We start from the raw sequence: 18,712 nt of genomic DNA, 5'->3' as shown, positions 1-18,712 counted from the left end.
AACGCCGCGGCGGCAACGCAGCAGTGCGCGCCCCCTTCCAATCGGACCGGGTACGGTGAGCGCCGTCACAGGACGGACTTCTCAGGTTCGTTGCGGACAACCGTGCTGCTGGTCATGCGCAGCGGTCCGCCGAAGACCGGGGTCAGGAAGGCAAAGACGGGATCGACGGGGTAGGTCACGCTGTATGCGACGACATCGCCTACTTCGCCCATCTTGCCAGCCTTGCGTACCTCCACGTCACGGATACCGTTGCCGTTGCCATCCTGGAAGAACTCGCCCTCGTCATACTGACCGTTCCCGTCCGCATCGTCGAACGGCTCGGTCCGGGCGGAGGCGAAGTTCCCATAGACCCGGGTGTCGATCTCCAGCCTCTGACCGTCAGCCACCTTGAAGGTGCCCATGATGTCGGCAATGCGGGCGCGCATGGCGGTGTCGCGCTCGTCATCGCCCATGGTCAACGCCACGGCGTTCTCGCGCGCGGCGCGCGACACCGCACCTTCCAGCGTGGTCTGCACCATCAGGAAATGCGCCGCCTCGACCGTGCCCATCAGCAGCAGGAACATTGCCGGCGCCAACATGGCGAACTCGGCGGCAGCCACGCCCTCACGCGCGCGAAGCAGGTGAGACAGGCGGCGGCGCGCGATCATTGCGTCAGGTGCAGGTCGACCAGATCGACCGCGATTTGGCGGAAGGCGTTCTGGATCTCGCTCTGCGTGCTGGTTTCCAGGTAGTTGGCGCCCGCACAGGTGCGGAAGACGCTCTGCGTGTCCCCAGGCGCGGGCAGCAGCGAGACGATGTACACGGCGATCCCGTCGCGCTTGGCGTTCTCGCACACCTTGGCGAAGCGGTTCATGACCTGCACCTTGAAGGTGCCGGTGTCCGTGGCGTTGGTGATGCGCTTCTCGCGCAGCGCGCCATAGGCGCCATACCATGAATTGTCGCTGCTCGCCTGGGTGTCGCCGTCAGTCATGAACACCAGCGCGCGGAGCGGCCTCTCGGACGGAGTGGGGTTTTCGCGCTTGAACACGTCGTCACGCGTCAGCAGGCGATAGCCCCACAGCATGCCGATGTGATGCAGCGTGCCGCTCGCGGGCATCAGCGGGTAGTTGTCATACTTGATGTAGTCGTCGTAGGTCGATCGCGGCTGGTCATAGGCCAGCTCCAGCGCCGGGCTTGGACATTGCCAGTTGGGCGTCGGCATCCTGAGGTTGGTGCCCGACCGCAGGGGGGAGCCATAATGGGCATTCGGCTTGTCCCAGTCGGTGGTGACGTTCAGGCGCGGGATGCGCGAATAAACCACCTTGTAGTCGGCAACCGATCCAGGCTCGAAATAGCCGCCATTGTCAGCCCGGACGATAACGTCATCGCTGTCGCTCGATCGATCGTAGTTGAGGCCAATGTAGAAGTCGTGGAAATATTGTCGGTACGCCGGTTTGTTGGCCAGGATCTCAGCCAAACTGGCGTTACCGCCGGCGTCAAGACGGTACAGATTATTACGTCTACCGTCGCTCGTATTGTTGTTCTGGTGGGCCGCCCAGTAATGATCGGGCTTGCGCGCGCTTGTCGCCCACGCACCACTCTTTGAGGTGTTCTCGCCCGGTGCCTTCCTGCTTTGCGTGGTGGTCAGCGGCATGTAGTGGTACGGGCGGATACCCGGGCGCGCATCCCTCTCGCCCGGCAGATACCGATCGATGTCATAGGCGTTCGCCTCCATGACGGTCGCAGCGGCGCTGATGTCGCGTACGGTCTGGTCGTTTTCCACGCACCCGCTCCAGCCCAGCGCAGCCGTGTTCTCGTTCCCACCGACATACGTCCCGATATTGGTGAAGCCGTCACGTTCCCCGATCGTCACCCCAGCGTCGCGCAGGATATGCCCGACATTTGTGGTGACGGTGTAGGTGGTGATGCCCATCGCCAGGTCGGCGCGCCGATCCTGCCCCTGGTGCAGGATCTCGATGAAGTCGTGCATCGCGGTCTTCAGCGCGTCCATCCGCGTGCCGCTGCCAAGCGTCGTCTTCATGGAGCCGGTGTTGTCCAGCACCACCATCACCTCCAGCGGCTTGGGCTGCATCTCCGCCGTCGATTCCACGCTGATGGTGGTGGTCGCCATGCCGAACAGCCGCATGAATACCATCGGCAGATCTGTCTCCGCGGCGACACGCACGCGGCTGACGCCCCGGACCTTCTCGAAAATGGGCGATGGCTCGATCGGGTCGGCGCCGGCATAGCCGTCGGGCATGTTGGCCTGGAAATAGGCGGCGACCTGCTCATCGCGGTCCTCCTCCAGCCCGAATGCGCGCGCGCCCGCCAGCGCGCCGGCATCGACACCGGCCTGCATCTGCGCGCGGACCACCACGATCCGCCCGATGTCGATCGCTGCGCCGATCCCGGCCAGCACCGGCAGCAGCCCGGCCGCCATGATCGGCAGGGCCGCACCCTGCCGGTCCCGCAGCAGCGCGCGCATCCGGCGCATCATCGATCGACCTGTCCGCATGGGACAGGGTCATAGGCCGGGGTCGGTTAAACGGTGGTAAAGCGGATCAGCCGGGCTTGTCTCGATCGGCCGCCGCTGCCTCCAGCTTCAGGCAGTCTAGGATCTTGGCGCCCGCCATCAGCACCGCCAGGCAACACGCGCCGAACAGCAGCCGTCCGCCCCAGCCGGGGAACTGGTCCAGATAGACGGAACCCCGCTGAGTGGCGCCCAGCGCCAGCGCGTAGATGATGGCGAACGCCTCGAACCGGGTGCGGATGACGAACAGTCGGGATATGCGGCGGAGCCTGCGGATCATGCCGGGGAAAACGTCAGCCATCACGCCAGTTCCTCCAGTCCAAGCTCGCCCAGCAGCGTGTGCCGGGCTGCGACAATCTGGCGCGCCAGGCCGGCATCGCCAAGCTGATCCGGTGCGATCGCTTCGGGCCAGTGACCTTCGATGATCTGCACGATCAGCGCCGCCTTGCGCTCGTCCAGCAGGAAGCGTTGATCGACTGTCGCCAAGTCCGCCACCACACGCAGGCGCAGGCAGGCCGGGCCGCCGCCATTGGCCATGCTTTCACGCACATCCACCGGCAACACCTGCCGGATCGGACCATTGCCCGCCAGCATCCGGTCGAGCCAGCCACGTACGCGCGGATGCGCCCACGCCTCCCCCGGCACGATCAGCGCCATGCCTTCATTGGCGGGCAGCGTCACCAACTGGGCGTTGAACAAGTAGGAGGCGACCGCGTCCGCCAGGCTCACCTCCGCCGCGGGCACGATCACGATCTCCGCCTCAGGCAGCAGGCGGCGGATCGCGCGACAGGTGCCGTCGGTGTCGGCAAACGCCTGCTCGTGGGCGAACAGCACCCGCTCGTTCGCCACGGCCACCACGTCGTTGTGGAACGCGCCGGCCTCGATCGCGGCAGGGGACTGCTCCACGAACAGCGTGCGTGCAGGGGCAAGGCCATGCCGGCGGGCGACTGCGCGGCTCGCCTGCTCATGCTGGCGCGCGGGGAAGCGGCCGCCGGGGCGGCCATAGACGAAGATTTCGATGCCCGGCGCGCCATGCGCCGCCGCCATCCGCATGTGGTTGGCCGCACCCTCGTCACCGAAGCATGGCGGCACCGCGTCATGCACCGCGAAGTGCCTGCCATCGGCAAAGGCGAGCCTCAACTGGCGCACCGTGTCGGGCCATTCCTGCGCCCGATGCGGCATGGTGACGAGGTTGGCCGCGGTGAGGTGGCAACGCTCGTCCGCTGTATCGGGGGCGGGGCTGACCGTGGCTGCATTGGCCGTCCACATCGCACTCGCCGACCAAGCACCAGCCAGCAGCGCCGGGTCGGCGCCGGGTGCCCAGGCGAGCCGGTCCAGCCAGCCGGCATTCGGACGGGGCAGCGGCAGCAGGAAGCCTTGCGGCAGGCCCAGTGCCATGTTCGCGCGCATCTTGGCGAGGCCCTGCAGCGCGGCGGCGCGGGGCTGGCTGACCTGCCCGGCATGGGCGGTCGCGGCGAGGTTGCCCCAGCTGAGTCCGGCGTAATTGTGCGTCGGACCGATCAGGCCGTCGAAGTTGATCTCCACCAGGCTCATCGCGCCACGCTCCACACCGGATCGCCGGGGCTGACGCGCAGCAGGTCCGCCGTGCGCGCGTCGATTGCCACCTCCCCGTCGCGCAGCTCCCGCGCGCCGAAGCAGCAGCGGAAATCGGCCAGCGTGCCCGCGGCGATCAGCGCCTTCTCCCCCTTGGCCAGCAACGCATCGGCCACCGTGCCGCGATGCGCCCCGCGGATGCTGGCCACGCTGTCGGTCGCCGCGGTCATGGTCGGCCCGCCATCGAAGATGTCGACATAGCCGTGATGCGCGAAGCCTTCGCCTTCCAGCATGCGCATCGCCGCGCGGCCGTTGGGGTGGGGCAGGCCGATCACCCGGCGCGCATCCTCCGGCAGCATGGCGGTATAGACGGGGTGCTTGGGCATCAGGTCGGCGATGAACTGGTTGCCGTGGAGCGCATTGAACTCGTCCGCCTCCTGGAAGCTCATCCCGAAGAACCGGCCGCCGACCGCGTCCCAGAACGGCGATCCGCCCCGCTCGTCGATGATGCCGCGCAGCTCCGCCAGGATGCGCGGGCCGAAGCGCTGCCGGTGCGCGGCGATGAACAGATATCGGCTCCGCGCCAGCAGCAGGCCCAGCCCCCCGGCGCGCTCCCCCGGATGCAGGAACAGCCCGCCGACCTCGCTCGACCCCTCCAGATCGGTGACGAGGCTCAGCAGCTCCGCCCGCATCGACCGTTCCAGCTCCCGCGAATATTGCGTCATTGTGGTGAGGCGGTAGGAGTAGAACGGCCAGCGCTGCCCCACCTGCGTGAACAGCTGCGCGGTGCCGCGCACGGCGCCGGTCTCCGCATCCTCCAGCACCATTACGAAGCTTTCGTCCGCCAGCGTCATCTCCGTGCGGGCGAGCGCATCGGCGCTGCGTTCCAGCTTGGCGGCCAGCGCGGCGCGTTCGGGCGGCAGGTTGGTGAAGCCGCCGCCAGTGAGCTTCGCCATCTCGTACAGCGGCTGCAGGTCCTGCGGCCCGGCGGTGCGGATGACGTGGCTCACGCCAGCGCCCCGGTGGCGAGGCGCAGCAGCACCAGCGTGGAGAGGCGGGCGCGTTCGGCGAGGCTGGGGACGATCAGATATTCCTCCGGCGAGTGGATCGCCCCTCCGCGTGCGCCCATCGTGTCGACGACCGGCACGCCGACGGCGGCGATATTGTTGCCATCGCACACCCCGCCGCTGGGCCGCCAGCCGAAATGCTGCCCCAGATCGGCGCCGGCCTGCTGCACCAGGTCGAACAGCGCCTGCGCGCGTGCGTCAACCGGCTTGGGCGGACGGGTGATCCCGCCATGGGGCGTGAGGGTGACCTCGTGCGCGGCGGCGATATCGGCCAGCAGAGCGGCGAAGCTGCGCGCGAAATCCTCCGCGGCCCGAACGGTGCGGGGGCGGATGTTGAAGCGCAGCACGGCATGATCGGGCACCACGTTGTTGGCGCTGCCCCCGTCGATCCGGGCGGGGTTCACCGACAGGTCGGCATGGGTGAGCTGTTTGAGGCGGAGCGCGAGGTCGGCCAGCGCCAGCAGCGCATTGCGTCCGTCCTGCGGATTGCGCCCCGCATGGGCGGAGCGGCCCGCGGCGACGACGCTGTAATTCCCGCTGCCCCCGCGCGCATGGGCGAGCGTGCCGTCGGGCGCGGTGGCGGGTTCGTAGGTGAGCGCCGCCAGCTTGCCGCGCGCGAGATCGGCAATCAGCGCGGCGGAGGCGAGCGAGCCGGTCTCCTCGTCCGAATTTATCATCACGTCGTAGCCGAGCGTGGCCGCCTCGGGCGAGCGCTCGAATGCCAGCAGTGCCTCCAGCATGATGGCGAGGCCGCCCTTCATGTCGGCGGCGGCGGGGGCGTTCAGCGTCTCGGCGTCGAGCCAGCGCGCGGCCTGGAACGGATGGTCCGGGGGATAGACCGTATCCATGTGCCCCGTCAGCAGCACACGGCGCGGCGCATCCGGGCGGACGCGGAGGACGAGGTGCTGGCCGTGCGGCTGTTCGGTTTGCTCGCCGGAGGGGGCGATGGTGGTGACGGGGGCGGGATCGACCAGCTCTATCTGGCCCGGGAGGGCGGCGAAGGCCTCCGCCAACTTGTGCGCCATGCGGGCGAGGCCGGAGAGATTGCTGGTGCCGCTGTTGATGGCGCACCAGCTCTCCGTGCGGGCAAGGATCGCCGCCGCGTCGATGGTGGCGAGGACGGGGTGGCTGGTATGATTTAGGCCCATTGGGGCAGGTGTAGCGGGCTGGGGTGGGGGAGGGAAAGGCCTGCAAGAGGACCGGGGGCGAAGGGGCGTCTGCTCCCATTCGAGCGGACGTATCGTCGCCGCGATTACGCGGCTGCTATCCGCCTGCACCTGAGGAACAACGGACGCCCGCCCGTGGCTCTTGCTCGGTAGCGCGGCGTGTCAATCGGCCCCTCAAACGGTGCGGATGGTCCCGCCATCAATGACGAACTCGGCGCCATGTATCGCCGCGGCACGGTCCGAGGCCAGATAGGCGATGAGGTCGGCGACCTCATCGGGCTCGGCTCCCCGCCCTATCGAAATTCCGCCCAGTGCATCGAGCACGGACCGGCGCGCATCCTCGACCGAGCCGCCGTCGGCAGTTTGCAGCCGTTGGAGGAAGTCCCCGGCAGCCTCCGTCATGATCCAGCCGGGCGAGACGGAGTTGACCCGCACGCCCTTGGGACCGATCTCCTTCGAGATTGCCTTGCTGTAGGTCCTCAGCGCAGCCTTGGCAGCAGCATAGCCGGTCGTGGATTCGGGCAGCGGCAGGACGGACTGGATGGAGGTGACGTGCACCACGACGCCCCTGCCCCGATCGAGCATCTGCGGGATCAGAAGGCGATCGAGGCGGACGGTCGCCAACAGGTTGAGGTTCAGTTCGGCAAGCCAGTGCTCGTCCGTTAGAGCCGCGAAGCCGCCGGCGGGTGATGCGGAGCCACCGACGACATGCGCAAGGATGTCAATGCCGCCCAGTCGCTCGATCGCCACCGTGGCCAGCTTTTCACCGCCATCCGGCGTCGTCAGGTCAGCCTCCACATATTCGACGCCTTCGATGGGATCGTTGGTTGTCCGGGCAGCGGTGATAACTCGCGCGCCACCGGCCATGAAGCGCACGACCGTGGCGCGGCCGAGGCCCTTAGTGCCCCCGCTGACCAGCACGCGCTTGCCGGCGAACTCGGCTGTATCCGACGTGATGCTCATACCGTGATCTCCAGCATCGTGATGGCGCCGTTCGCCAGCTTGAAGGAATAGGTGAAGCGGAGCGGACTGCCCGGAAAGTCGCCGTGCGCGGGACCTTCGACGACCACGACATTGCTGCTCTCTTCCCGAACCATGTCGGGCGTGAAGATCGCCTTCACAGGAACAACTTCCTCTTCGAACAGCCGGCGGATAGCCGCATGACCAGCGAAGTGCTTGCCGTTGTCGATGAAGACTGCGTCGGGAAGAAGAGGCTTCAACATGCCGTCGATATCGAGGCGGGCGTTAGCCTCGACATAGGCGGCAATCGGCTTGGGAAGGTCTACCATGTTCATCTCCTCACGGGTGACGAACCCTTTTTAGAGATAGACATTCTAGCTGATAATCAGGACAAACGGGCATGAGGTGTCACGGATATCGGGATAATGGCAGGTGCTTCCCTGATCGAGCTTGAGGCAGTGCTCGCGATCGTCCGGTGCGGCTCGTTCCGGGCGGCGGCGCTAGATCTCGGCATGTCGGCGACGGCCATCAGCAACGCAGTAAGCAAGCTCGAGCGGGAGCTTGCGGTGCGGTTGTTAAATCGAACGACGCGCAGTGTCTCCCTCACTCATGCCGGACGGATATTCGTCGCACAGATCAAGCCAGCGCTCGACGACATCCAGAAAGCGATGAACACCGCGCGCTCCCAGCAGGAGACGCCGTCCGGAACCTTGCGCATCAACGCCTTTGCGACCGCAGCGCGCGAGATCATGGCGCCGCTGGTTCTTGCCTATCTCCAGCGCTATCCGCGGGTCCATATCGATCTTGTCACTGAAGGCCGGCTGGTTGACGTCGTGGCGGCAGGCTTCGATCTGGGGGTGCGCAGCGCGGATTTGGTGCCCAGCGATGCGATCGCCGTACCACTTGGCCAGAAGCGACGCATGGCGGTGGTGGTTGCCCCCACTTTCTTCGGACACAGTACTGTCCCTCAGGTACCGCAGGAGCTGCTTGGCTATCCCTGCATTCGCGTGCGGCTGCCTGATGGCGCCCTGTTCCGATGGCGTTTCGAGAAGGGCGGCGAAGAACTGCAGCTCGACGTCGAGGGCCCGATCACCCTTGACGAAGCGTCACTTGCCAGGATTGCGGTGATAAGCGGCACCGGCATCGGCTATTTCATGGAGTCCGATGTGCGAGAGGATCTTGCAGCGAGACGGCTCGTCCGCATTCTCGAAGATTGGACGCCACCACTCGCGCCGCTGTGCCTCTATTATTCCAATCGGCGCAATGCATCAGCGGCCTTCCAAGCTTTTGTCGCGCTCGCGCGAGATTTCGCCGCGGGACGCCTGGCGCAAATCTGATCGCGGCCGCAGCGCGTCGCCGGGGCGAGCGTTAGGCCAAGCCGGCGGATAGACGGGCCTGGAGGCAGATAGTTGGGCGCAGAGTGGTCGCTGTTTGCAAGAGCAGTACCGTCAGGAACATACCGCCACCCCTAGACCCCCACCGCCTCCTTCTCGGCCTTGCGCACAATCGCGCTCAACCCCCGCGTCAGCTGGTACAGGCCGTTCAGCCGGCTCACCGGGTCGCCCCAGGCGCGGTTGATGACCAGCTTGTTGTCCGGCCGCAGCTTTGCCGTGCCCTTCAGCCGCTCGACATACGCGATCAGGCCCATCGGGTCAGGGAAGCTGTCATTGTGGAACGCCACCAGCGTGCCGCGCGCGCCGACGTCGATCTTGCTGATATGCGCGGCGATGGCCTGGTGCTTGATCTCGATCAGCTTGACCAGGTTGGCGGTGGCAGGCGGCAATGGCCCGAAGCGGTCGATCATCTCGGCCGCCATTGCCTCGATCTCGCGGCCGTCCTTGGCATCGTTCAGCCGGCGGTACAGCGCCATGCGGACGGCGAGGTCGGGGACGTAGTCCTCCGGGATCATGATCGGCGCATCGACGGTGATCTGCGGGCTGAGGCCGTCGGTCTCGCTGCGGCCGATGCCGGCAACGCCCGCCTTGGCGGAGAGGATCGCATCCTCCAGCATGGACTGGTACAGTTCGAACCCGACCTCCTTGATATGGCCGGACTGCTCGTCGCCCAAGAGGTTGCCGGCGCCGCGGATGTCGAGGTCGTGACTGGCGAGCTGGAAGCCGGCGCCAAGCGAGTCGAGGTCGCCCAGCACCTTCAGCCGCTTCTCCGCCACTTCGGACAGGGCCATGTCCTTGGCGTAGGTGAGATAGGCATAGGCGCGCAGCTTGGCTCGCCCCACGCGTCCGCGCAGCTGATAGAGCTGCGCCAGGCCGAAGCGGTCGGCGCGGTGGATGATGATGGTGTTGGCGGATGGAATGTCGATGCCGCTTTCGACGATCGTGGTGGACAGCAGCACCTGGTACTTGCCCTCGTAGAAGGCGCTCATCCGCTCCTCCACCTCGGTCGGCGCCATCTGGCCGTGGGCGGAGACGAACTTTATCTCCGGCGCATATTCGCGCAGCCAGGCCTCCAGCGGCTCCATGTCGGCGATGCGGGGCACGACGATGAAGCTCTGCCCGCCGCGATGATGCTCCCGCATCAGCGCCTCGCGCATCACCATGTCGTCCCATTCCATGACGTAGGTGCGCACGGCGAGGCGATCCACCGGGGGCGTCTGGATGGTGGAGAGTTCGCGCAGGCCGCTCATCGCCATCTGCAGCGTGCGCGGAATGGGCGTGGCGGTCAGCGTCAGGATATGGACGTCGGTGCGCAGCTGCTTCAGCTTCTCCTTGTGGGTGACGCCGAAGCGCTGCTCCTCGTCCACGATGACGAGACCCAGGCGCTTGAACTTGGTGGTCTTGGACAGGATCGCGTGGGTGCCGACGACGATGTCCATCGTGCCATCGGCCAGGCCGTCGCGCGTCTCCTTCTGCTCCTTGGCCGTCACCAGCCGGCTCAGCCGCCCGACCTTCAACGGGAAGCCGGCGAACCGTTCGGAGAAGCTCTTGTAATGCTGGCGCGCGAGCAGAGTGGTGGGGGCGACCATCACCACCTGCTGGCCCTGCATGGCGGCTACGAAGGCGGCGCGCAGGGCCACCTCCGTTTTGCCGAAGCCGACATCGCCGCAGACGAGGCGGTCCATCGGCTTGCCATCGGCCAGATCGCCCAGCACATCCTCGATCGCGCGTTCCTGGTCGTCGGTCTCCTGCCATGGGAACCGGTCGACGAAGGGGCGGAAGCTCGCCTCCTCCGGCTCCAGCACGGGGGCGCGGCGCAGGGCACGGGCGGCAGCCGTGCGCATCAGCTCGCCCGCGATCGCCTGGATGCGCTCCTTGAGCTTCGCGCGGCGCTTCTGCCATGCTTCGCCGCCCAGGCGGTCCAATGGCACCGCCTCCTCACTGCTGCCGTAGCGGGTCAGGACCTCCAGGTTCTCGACCGGGATGAACAGCTTGTCGCCGCCGGCATATTCCAGCCGGACGCAATCGTGCTGGCTCTGGCCGACACTGATCGGCTCCAGCCCGACATACTTGCCGATGCCATGGTCGAGGTGGACCACCAGGTCGCCACGATTGAGCGCCGACAGCTCCGCCAGGAAGGCGTCGGAATCCTTGCGCTTCTTGCGGCGGCGGACCAGCCGGTCGCCCAGCAGGTCCTGCTCGGTGAACAGCTCCAGCTCGTCATTGGCGAAGCCGGTGTCCAGCGGGAGGACCATCGCCACCGGCACGCCCTTGGCCGACAGGCCCAGCGCGTCCTGCCAGCTCTTGGCGACCTTGGTCTTGGTGCCGGCTTCCTCGATGATGGAGGTGATGCGGCTCAGCGACCCTTGCGAATAGGCCGCCAGCAACGGCCGGCGCCCGCTCTTGCCCACGGCCTTCAGGTGCTCGGCGGCGGCGACATAGACATTGCTGCCGGCGCTGCGTTCGGGCGTGAAGTCGCGGGCGGAGCGGAAGCCGAAATCGACCACCTTGTCGCTCTCCGGCTCCGCGAAGATCGACACGCGGTGGACCGGCCAACCTTCCAACGCGCGGGCCCATTCATCGCGGGTGAGGTACAACGCGTCTTCCGGCAGCGGCCGGTACGTGCCCGCCTTCGGCCCGGCGCCTTCGGTACGCTGGCGGTGGTAGTCGGCGATGTCGCCCAGCCGCTCCTCCCCCGCGGTCAGCGCGGTGCTTTCCACCGCGATCAGGTCATGCTCGCCCAGATGGTCGAAGACGGTGGACAGCCGCTCCTCGAACAGGGGCAGCCAGTGTTCCATGCCTGCCAGCCGGCGACCGTCGCTGACCGCCTGGTACAACGGGTCCTGCGTGGCATGCGCGTCGAACAGCTCGCGATACCGCGTGCGGAACCGCTTGATCGTGTCGTCGTCGAGCAGCGCCTCGCTGGCGGGCAGCAGCAGGTGGCCGGCGACGGTGGCGGTGGTGCGCTGCGTACCCGGATCGAACAGGCGTAGCGATTCCAGCTCGTCATCGAAGAAGTCGAGCCTCAGGCCTTCCTCCAGCCCGCTAGGGAAGATGTCGAAGATGGACCCGCGCACGGCGAACTCGCCGGTGTCGACCACCGTGTCCACGCGGCTGTAGCCTTGCCTGCGCAGCAGGTGCGTCAGGCTTTCGTGGCCGATGCGGGTGCCCGGCTTCAGCTCGCGAACCGCCTCCCGGATGCGGAACGGGGTCAGCACCCGCTGCAAGGCCGCGTTGACCGTGGTGATGAGTAATTGCCCATCGCCCATCGGCTGCTGCAACTGATGCAGGGCGGACAGGCGCCGGCTGCTGACCGACAGCGCCGGGCTGGCGCGGTCGTAGGGCAGGCAGTCCCATGCCGGCAGCTCGATCACCTGCAATTCGGGCGCGAACCAGTGGACCGCATCGCTGATCGCGCGCATCGCCTGATCGTCGGGCGCGATGAACACGGCGCGGCCGCCCTTCGCCTTGGCGGTGCGGGCAAGGTCGGCCAGCACCAATGGCTGGGCGCCGCGTGGCAGGGAGGCAAGGGTGAGCGGCCGCGTGGCCGAGAGGATGCGGGAAAGATCAGCCATGGGACGGATGCAAAGTGCGCCGCGTGGCGCGATGGTTCCTTCAGATGCGGACGAAATCGAGGCGGCGGAACGCGATCATCTGCTCGCCGGCATATTCCGGCGGCACGGCCAGGCTGCCGAGCGCCCAGCCCATGATGTCGACGTCCTCTTCCTCCAGCAGCGCCTCGAACCAGGCGAGCGCGGCCTCGTCCCACTCGGAATGGTAGCGATCGAAGAAGCCGCCGATCATGTAATCCGCCTCGCGCGTGCCGCGATGCCATGCCCGGAACTTCGCGCGCGCGAGCCGGGGCTTGAGGGTGTCGTCCATGGATGCGGCGCCTAGCAGAGCGTGATTGATTGATCCAACCCCTTGCCCACGCGGCTATGGCAGGCGAAGGCCGGCGGACGATGCGGCCCGATCTCCTCAATCCCCTCTTCGCCGAGATCGACGGGCTGGACGGCGTCGGCCCCAAGCTGAAGAAGCCGCTCGAACGGCTGGGCCTCGCCCGCGTGCGCGACGTCGCCTACCACCTGCCCGAACGCTTCGTCAGCCGGCGGGCGGTGCCGGACCTCGACGCCGCCAATGTGGGCGAGCAGATCGTGGTGGCGCTGACGGTGACGGAACATCGCGGCAGCCCGAGCCCGCGCGCGCCGTTCCGCATCCTCGCCAGCGATGCGGCCGGCAACGTCATCGCGCTGACCTGGTTCGGCAAGGCCGCGTTCAGTGCGCGCAAGGCGCTGCCAGTGGGGGAGCGCCGGTGGGTCGCCGGGCGGCTCGACCAGTATGGTCAGATGCTGCAGATCGTGCATCCCGATCATGTCGCGGAAAGCAGCGACGCCGCCACTGCGAAGCAGGTGGAGGCGATCTACCGGCTGGCGGAGGGGCTGACCCAGCCGCGCATCGCCAGCTTCGCCGATCAGGCGATGGCCCGTGCGCCGGAGTTGCCCGAATGGATCGAACCCGGCGTGCTGGCCCGCGCCGGCTGGCCCGCCTGGCGCGATGCACTGGTGGCGGCGCATCGGGGCGAGGATGCCGGCGCGCGCGATCGCCTCGCCTATGACGAGTTGCTGGCCAATGCGCTGGCGCTGCTGCTGGTCCGCGCGGACAACCGCCGGCGCAAGGGGCAGAGGCTGGCGGGCGACGGTCGGCTGACGGCGAAGCTGCAATTGCCATTCCCGCTGACCGGGGCGCAGCAACGCAGCGTGCAGGAGATCGCCGGCGACATGGCGCAGGAATCGCCGATGCTGCGCCTGCTGCAGGGCGATGTGGGCGCGGGTAAGACGGCGGTGGCGCTGCTGGCCATGCTGGGCGCAGTCGAATGCGGCGCGCAGGCCGCGATGCTCGCGCCAACGGAGATCCTCGCCCGCCAGCATTTCGAAACGCTGCGCCGCATGGCCGCGCCAACCGGCGTGCAGGTCGCGCTGCTGACGGGGCGGGACAAGGGCCGCGCGCGCGAAAGTATCCTGATGGGTCTGCTTGATGGCAGCATCGACATCGTCGTCGGCACGCACGCCATCTTCCAGGACACGGTGAACTACCGCAATCTGGGGCTGGTGGTGATCGACGAACAGCACCGCTTCGGCGTGGGACAGCGGCTGCTGCTGACCCAGAAGAACCGGCGCACCCCGCATGTGCTGGCGATGACCGCCACGCCGATCCCGCGCACGCTGGTGCTGGCGCAATATGGCGAGATGGATGTCAGCCGGTTGGACGAGCTGCCCCCCGGCCGCCAGCCGATCGACACCCGCGTGGTCGCGCTGGACCGGCTGGCCGACGTGGTGGACGGGCTGGCCCGGCACATTGAAGGCGGGCACCAGGCATACTGGGTCTGCCCGATGGTGCGCGACGAGAACGAACAGGACGACCTCGCCGCGGCCGAGGCGCGCTTCGTTTCGCTGAAGGCCCGCTTCGGCGACGAGGTTGCGCTGGTCCACGGGCAGCTACGGCCGGAAGAGAAGGACGCCGCGATGGAGCGGTTCAGCCGGGGCGAGGCGAAGCTGCTGGTCGCCACCACCGTGATCGAGGTCGGCGTGGACGTGCCCAACGCCACGCTGATGGTGATCGAACAGGCCGAACGCTTCGGCCTGGCGCAGCTGCACCAGCTGCGCGGCCGGGTGGGGCGGGGCACCGGCAAGAGCACCTGCCTGCTGCTGCGTGGGGAGGCCCTGTCGGAGGTCGGCCGCCAGCGTCTGGCCCTGATGCGCGAGACGCAGGACGGATTCCGGCTGGCGGAGGAGGACCTGAAGTTGCGTGGCGGCGGGGAGATCCTGGGCACGCGGCAATCGGGGGAGGAGGCGTTCCGCATCGCCAATCTGGAACAGACCAGCCGCATGGGGCAGATGGCGCAGGACGACGCCCGCCTGCTGCTGGAACGCGACGGCGGGCTGACGGGGCCGCGCGGCGAGGCGGCGCGCATCCTGCTCTACCTGCTGGAACGCGACTGGGGCGTGCAATTGCTGCGCGGCGGGTGAGTTTGCCGCACCTGCGGAACGGTCCGGGCGGTGGGGCGGTTGACCCCTGTCGGCAAAGCGCCGAGGGCGCGCCCGTAACCACAACCGCCCGTGACGATCCCGGAGAACTGTCCTTGCCCTTGCGCTTCCTGCTGTCGCTTCTGCTGATCCTCCTGCCGGTGCAGGCCATGGCGCAGGAGGAGGCGACGGAGGCCGAGGCGGCGGTGGCGCAGATCGTCGATCCGTATGACCGGCTGACCCCTCGCGCCAGCGTCACCGCGCTGCTCGCCGCGCTGGGGCAGGGCGATTACAACCGGGCGGCGCAATATCTGGATGTCCCGCTGGATACGCCGGCGCAGCAGGCCCGCGCGGCGACCCTGGCGCAGCGGCTGCGGACCCTGCTCGACAGCGGCGGCACGCTGGTGCCCTTCGGCACGCTCAGCAACGATGCCGCCGGCCGTACCGACGATGCCCTGCCGCTGGAGCAGGAGCAGGTCGGCGCCCTGCCGCTGGGCGGAGAGGAAGTGCCCATCCTGATGGTCCGTGGCCCGGCGCAGGAAGGCGGGCCGGAACTGTGGCGCATCGGTGAGGATACCGTGGCTCGGCTCGCCACCACCGAAGCGGCGGAAGAGGTTGCGGAGGCACCCCCGCCGGAGGAGCACACCATGCTGGCGGGCGCGCCGGTCGGCGACTGGGCGCTGCTGATCGGGGCCGCGCTGCTGCTGTTCGGTGGGCTGTACCTGGTCGCGCGCACGATCCTGACGCTCGCCCGGCGCATGATTCCTGAGCCGCAGACCAGCACCGCCTACCGCGCGCTCAACGCCGCGCTGCCGCCGGTCAGCCTGCTGGCCGCGGGCGCCATCTTCTACGTTTGGGCGGAGGAACTGCCCGCCTCCATCGTCGCCCGGCAATTGCTGCTGCGCTATACCGGCGTCGTCGCGCTGATCGCGCTGGTCTGGTTCGGCCTCCGCGTCGTCAACGCCGTCTCCGACCTGTCGATCGCCCGGATGCAGCGGCACGAACGGCGGCAGGCGATCAGCATCGTCTCCCTGCTGCGGCGGGTGGTGAAGATTCTGCTGCTCGCCTTTGTCTTCATCGCCGTGCTCGACACGTTCGGCATCGACGTGACGACGGGCATCGCGGCCCTTGGTATCGGTGGTATCGCGCTGGCGCTGGGTGCGCAGAAGACGGTCGAGAACCTCGTCGGCAGCGTGACCGTGATCGTCGACAAGCCCGCGCAGGTCGGCGACTTCGTCAAGGTCGGCAGCGTGATCGGCACGGTGGAGGATGTCGGCATCCGCTCCACCCGCATCCGCACCAACGATCGCACCGTCGTCACCATCCCCAATGGCGATCTCTCATCGCAGCAGATCGAGAACTACGCCACGCGCGACCGCTTCCTGTTCAACCCGGTGATCGGCGTCGAATACAGCCTGCCCGCCGCCAAGGTGCGCGAGGCGGTCGATATCGTCAGGCAGGTGCTGGAGGAGCATCCAAGGATCGCGGAAGGACCCCGCGCGCGGCTGAACGCCTTCGGCGCCAGCTCGCTCGATATCGAGGTGTTCTCCTACATCGAGGTGGGCGACTTCGCCGAAAGCTTGATCCACAAGGAGGAGATTCTGTTCTCCATCCTCGACCGGTTCGAGGCGGCGGGCATCGGCATCGCCTTCCCCACGCGCACGGTGGTGTTCGGCAACAGCCTGCCGGTGGAACGGCCGGCACCGCACGCCGATTGAACAACCCTTCCGCTGCGCGACAAAGCTGCTAGATCGCGGCAACCTTCACCCCTGCCGCAAAGACCCGCTCCTTGATCCTCTCCCCCTTCGAATGGACCATTGCCAAGCGCTACATGCTGCCTGGCCGCGGGGAGGCGGTGATCGCGCTGGTCGCGTCCATCTCCATCGGCGTGGTCATGCTGTCGGTTGCCATGCTGGTCGTGGTGATGAGCGTGATGAACGGCTTCCGCGCGGAATTGCTGGACAAGATTGTCGGCCTGAACGGCCATGCCATCATCCAGGCCTATGGCGGCCGGCTGGACGATTGGGAGAACGTGCTGCGCGACGTGCAGGCGACCCCTGGCGTTACCGATGCCAGCCCGCTCATCGAACAGCCGCTGCTGGCGACCTATAACGGCCGGGTGGAGGCGGTACTGGTGCGCGGCAACACGCAGGCCGATATCGGCGCGCTGCAGGGCCAGGTAGTCGCGGGCAGCATCGCCACGCTGCAGCCGGGCGCCGACAATGTCGCCATCGGCTCGCGCCTCGCCATGAACCTGGGCGTGCGGGTCGGCGATTCCATCACCATCATCAACCCGCAAGGGCGCTCCACCCCGTTCGGCACCGTGCCGCGCCAGGTCGGCTACACCGTCACCGCCATCTTCGAGATCGGCGTCTACGATTACGACCAGGCCTTCGTCGTCATGCCGATCCCGCAGGCGCAGACCCTGCTGCTGACGGGCGATGCCATCGGCATGATCGAGGTGACGACGGAGGATGCCGATCGCGTAGGGGAAATTCTCGCTCCGCTGAACCGGGAACTGGCCGGCCGCGCGGTGGTGACCGACTGGCGCACCATCAATGCCAGCCTGTTCGAAGCGTTGCAGGTGGAACGCGTGGCGATGTTTTTCGCGCTGTCGATCATCGTGCTGGTGGCCGCTTTCAACATCCTGTCCAGCCTAGTCATGCTGGTCCGGTCCAAGACGCGCGACATCGCCATCCTGCGCACCATGGGTGCCACGCGCCAGTCGCTGCTGAAGATCTTCGTCACCACCGGCAGCGTGATCGGCGCGGTCGGCACCTTTGCGGGCCTGGCGCTCGGCTTCCTGATCCTGCTGCTGCGCCAGCCGATCGTGCGCGGGATAGAGGCGATCACCGGCCAGAACCTGTGGGACCCGCAGATCCGGTTCCTGACGCAATTGCCCGCGCGTACCGATCCGTTCGAGGTGCTGGCGATCTGCGTCATGGCCATGGGCCTGTCCTTCCTCGCGACGCTCTACCCCGCCTACCGCGCTGCTGGCACCGATCCGGTGGAGGTGCTGCGCTATGAATGAGGCTGTCGCAACGCCCGTGGTGAAGCTGGAGAAGCTCGCTCGCTCCTTCGTGCAGGGCGGGGTCACGATCGACGTGCTGAAGGGCGTCGACCTGACGATCGCCCCGGGGGAGATCGTCGCGCTGCTCGGCCCGTCGGGCTCCGGCAAGTCGACGCTGCTGCAGGCGGTGGGGCTGTTGGAAGGGGGCTTCGCCGGGCGGATCGCCATCGCCGGGATCGATGCCACGCGGCTGGACGCCGCCGCGCGCACCACGCTGCGGCGCGATCACCTGGGCTTCGTGTACCAGTTCCACCATCTGCTGCCGGACTTCAACGCCCTGGAGAACGTGCTGCTGCCGCAGCTCGTATCCGGTCGCCCGCGCGCCGAAGGGCTGGCGCGGGCGGAGGAGCTGCTGACCGCACTTGGCCTCGGCCACCGGCTGCACCACCGGCCCAGCCAGCTTTCGGGCGGGGAGCAGCAGCGTGTCGCCGTCGCCCGCGCGCTCGCCAACCGGCCCCAACTGGTGCTGGCGGATGAGCCGACCGGTAATCTCGACGAACATACCAGTGACCGCGTGCTCGCCCAGTTCCTGGACCTGGTGCGCGGCACCGGCAGCGCGGCGCTGGTCGCCACCCATAACGAACGCCTGGCGGCACGCATGGACCGTGTGGTCCGGCTGCACGACGGCGTGCTGACCTGACTGATTGAGAGAGGCTGACCAACGATGACCGACCACCCCGGTACCATTCAGGGCGAAAGCTCCGGCCCCGTGGGCACGGATTGGGGCGCGCATGCCTCCATCCACCTGGCGGGCGGCGGCGGCATCCTGGAAGGGTTCGCCGGGCTGCATCGCGGCACGCTGGCGCAGATGGTCGGCATGATCCGCGCCATGCCCGAGGGCGACCGGGCGAAGTACGTGATCTACAAGGATAACGATCACGTCCTGACCCTGCCGGAAGTCATGGCACTGGCGGCGCGAAGCGACTTCCCGCTGCGGGGCGCCTGACCACCAGTCTGACGAGGGCGCCG

16 protein-coding genes are annotated in these 18,712 nt (G+C 67.7%); 6 read left to right on the top strand and 10 right to left on the bottom strand.

Annotated elements, in window-relative coordinates; genetic code table 11:
• Positions 1-65 precede the first annotated feature (65 nt).
• The 8 genes from V5740_RS06955 to V5740_RS06920 all read right to left on the bottom strand — a co-directional run bounded on the left by V5740_RS06955 (position 66) and on the right by V5740_RS06920 (position 7,591).
• Complete coding sequence (locus V5740_RS06955; protein ID WP_347304338.1) at positions 66-647, bottom strand: TadE/TadG family type IV pilus assembly protein; 582 nt, start codon at positions 645-647, stop codon at positions 66-68.
• Complete coding sequence (locus tag V5740_RS06950) at positions 644-2,476, bottom strand: pilus assembly protein (RefSeq protein ID WP_347304337.1); 1,833 nt, start codon at positions 2,474-2,476, stop codon at positions 644-646. Before V5740_RS06950 ends, V5740_RS06955 begins: the two co-directional genes overlap by 4 nt.
• A gap of 64 nt (positions 2,477-2,540) precedes the next feature.
• Complete coding sequence (locus tag V5740_RS06945; RefSeq protein WP_347304336.1) at positions 2,541-2,810, bottom strand: hypothetical protein; 270 nt, start codon at positions 2,808-2,810, stop codon at positions 2,541-2,543.
• On the bottom strand, positions 2,810-4,063 hold the full coding sequence (locus V5740_RS06940) for an N-succinylarginine dihydrolase (RefSeq protein ID WP_347304335.1): 1,254 nt from the start codon (positions 4,061-4,063) through the stop codon (positions 2,810-2,812). Before V5740_RS06940 ends, V5740_RS06945 begins: the two co-directional genes overlap by 1 nt.
• Positions 4,060-5,073, bottom strand: a complete 1,014-nt coding sequence (locus V5740_RS06935) for an arginine N-succinyltransferase (protein ID WP_347304334.1) — start codon at positions 5,071-5,073, stop codon at positions 4,060-4,062. Before V5740_RS06935 ends, V5740_RS06940 begins: the two co-directional genes overlap by 4 nt.
• Positions 5,070-6,278, bottom strand: coding sequence for a hydrolase (locus V5740_RS06930; RefSeq protein ID WP_347304333.1), 1,209 nt, complete (start codon positions 6,276-6,278; stop codon positions 5,070-5,072). The genes V5740_RS06935 and V5740_RS06930 overlap by 4 nt, the downstream gene beginning before the upstream one ends.
• A 192-nt stretch (positions 6,279-6,470) precedes the next feature.
• Positions 6,471-7,259, bottom strand: coding sequence for an SDR family oxidoreductase (locus V5740_RS06925; protein ID WP_347304332.1), 789 nt, complete (start codon positions 7,257-7,259; stop codon positions 6,471-6,473).
• Entirely contained in the window at positions 7,256-7,591 is a 336-nt protein-coding gene (locus V5740_RS06920; protein ID WP_347304331.1) for a nuclear transport factor 2 family protein, read from the bottom strand. The genes V5740_RS06925 and V5740_RS06920 overlap by 4 nt, the downstream gene beginning before the upstream one ends.
• A 90-nt stretch (positions 7,592-7,681) precedes the next feature.
• Here V5740_RS06920 and V5740_RS06915 point away from each other — a divergent pair, with 90 nt between their 5' ends.
• Positions 7,682-8,593 carry a LysR family transcriptional regulator gene (locus tag V5740_RS06915; protein WP_347304330.1) on the top strand — a complete coding sequence of 304 codons (912 nt, stop codon included), beginning with the start codon at positions 7,682-7,684 and terminating at the stop codon, positions 8,591-8,593.
• 131 nt (positions 8,594-8,724) lie between these two features.
• Here V5740_RS06915 and mfd read toward each other — a convergent pair whose 3' ends face one another.
• Positions 8,725-12,225 (bottom strand): transcription-repair coupling factor, encoded by a 3,501-nt coding sequence (gene mfd, locus V5740_RS06910; protein ID WP_347304329.1) that lies wholly within the window; start codon positions 12,223-12,225, stop codon positions 8,725-8,727.
• A gap of 40 nt (positions 12,226-12,265) precedes the next feature.
• Positions 12,266-12,532 (bottom strand): succinate dehydrogenase assembly factor 2, encoded by a 267-nt coding sequence (locus V5740_RS06905; protein ID WP_347304328.1) that lies wholly within the window; start codon positions 12,530-12,532, stop codon positions 12,266-12,268.
• 80 nt (positions 12,533-12,612) lie between these two features.
• Between V5740_RS06905 and recG the strand changes: the two genes are divergently transcribed.
• The 5 genes from recG (at position 12,613) to V5740_RS06880 (ending at position 18,689) form a co-directional block, all read left to right on the top strand.
• The gene (gene recG, locus V5740_RS06900; RefSeq protein WP_347304327.1) at positions 12,613-14,676 is read left to right on the top strand and encodes an ATP-dependent DNA helicase RecG; all 2,064 of its coding nucleotides are present in this window, start codon (positions 12,613-12,615) and stop codon (positions 14,674-14,676) included.
• Between the two features lie 113 nt (positions 14,677-14,789).
• The gene (locus V5740_RS06895; protein WP_347304326.1) at positions 14,790-16,391 is read left to right on the top strand and encodes a mechanosensitive ion channel family protein; all 1,602 of its coding nucleotides are present in this window, start codon (positions 14,790-14,792) and stop codon (positions 16,389-16,391) included.
• A 71-nt stretch (positions 16,392-16,462) separates the two neighbouring features.
• Positions 16,463-17,704 (top strand): lipoprotein-releasing ABC transporter permease subunit, encoded by a 1,242-nt coding sequence (locus V5740_RS06890; RefSeq protein ID WP_347304325.1) that lies wholly within the window; start codon positions 16,463-16,465, stop codon positions 17,702-17,704.
• The gene (locus V5740_RS06885) at positions 17,697-18,383 is read left to right on the top strand and encodes an ABC transporter ATP-binding protein (RefSeq protein ID WP_347304324.1); all 687 of its coding nucleotides are present in this window, start codon (positions 17,697-17,699) and stop codon (positions 18,381-18,383) included. The genes V5740_RS06890 and V5740_RS06885 overlap by 8 nt, the downstream gene beginning before the upstream one ends.
• Positions 18,384-18,407: 24 nt before the next feature.
• Entirely contained in the window at positions 18,408-18,689 is a 282-nt protein-coding gene (locus V5740_RS06880; RefSeq protein ID WP_347304323.1) for a hypothetical protein, read from the top strand.
• The last annotated feature ends 23 nt before the right edge of the window (positions 18,690-18,712 follow it).

The sequence above is a fragment of the Croceibacterium sp. TMG7-5b_MA50 genome (assembly GCF_039830145.1).
Taxonomy (GTDB): domain Bacteria; phylum Pseudomonadota; class Alphaproteobacteria; order Sphingomonadales; family Sphingomonadaceae; genus Croceibacterium.
The sequence above is the reverse complement of the archived record's forward strand: the minus strand, read 5'-3'. Positions and strand labels throughout refer to the sequence as shown.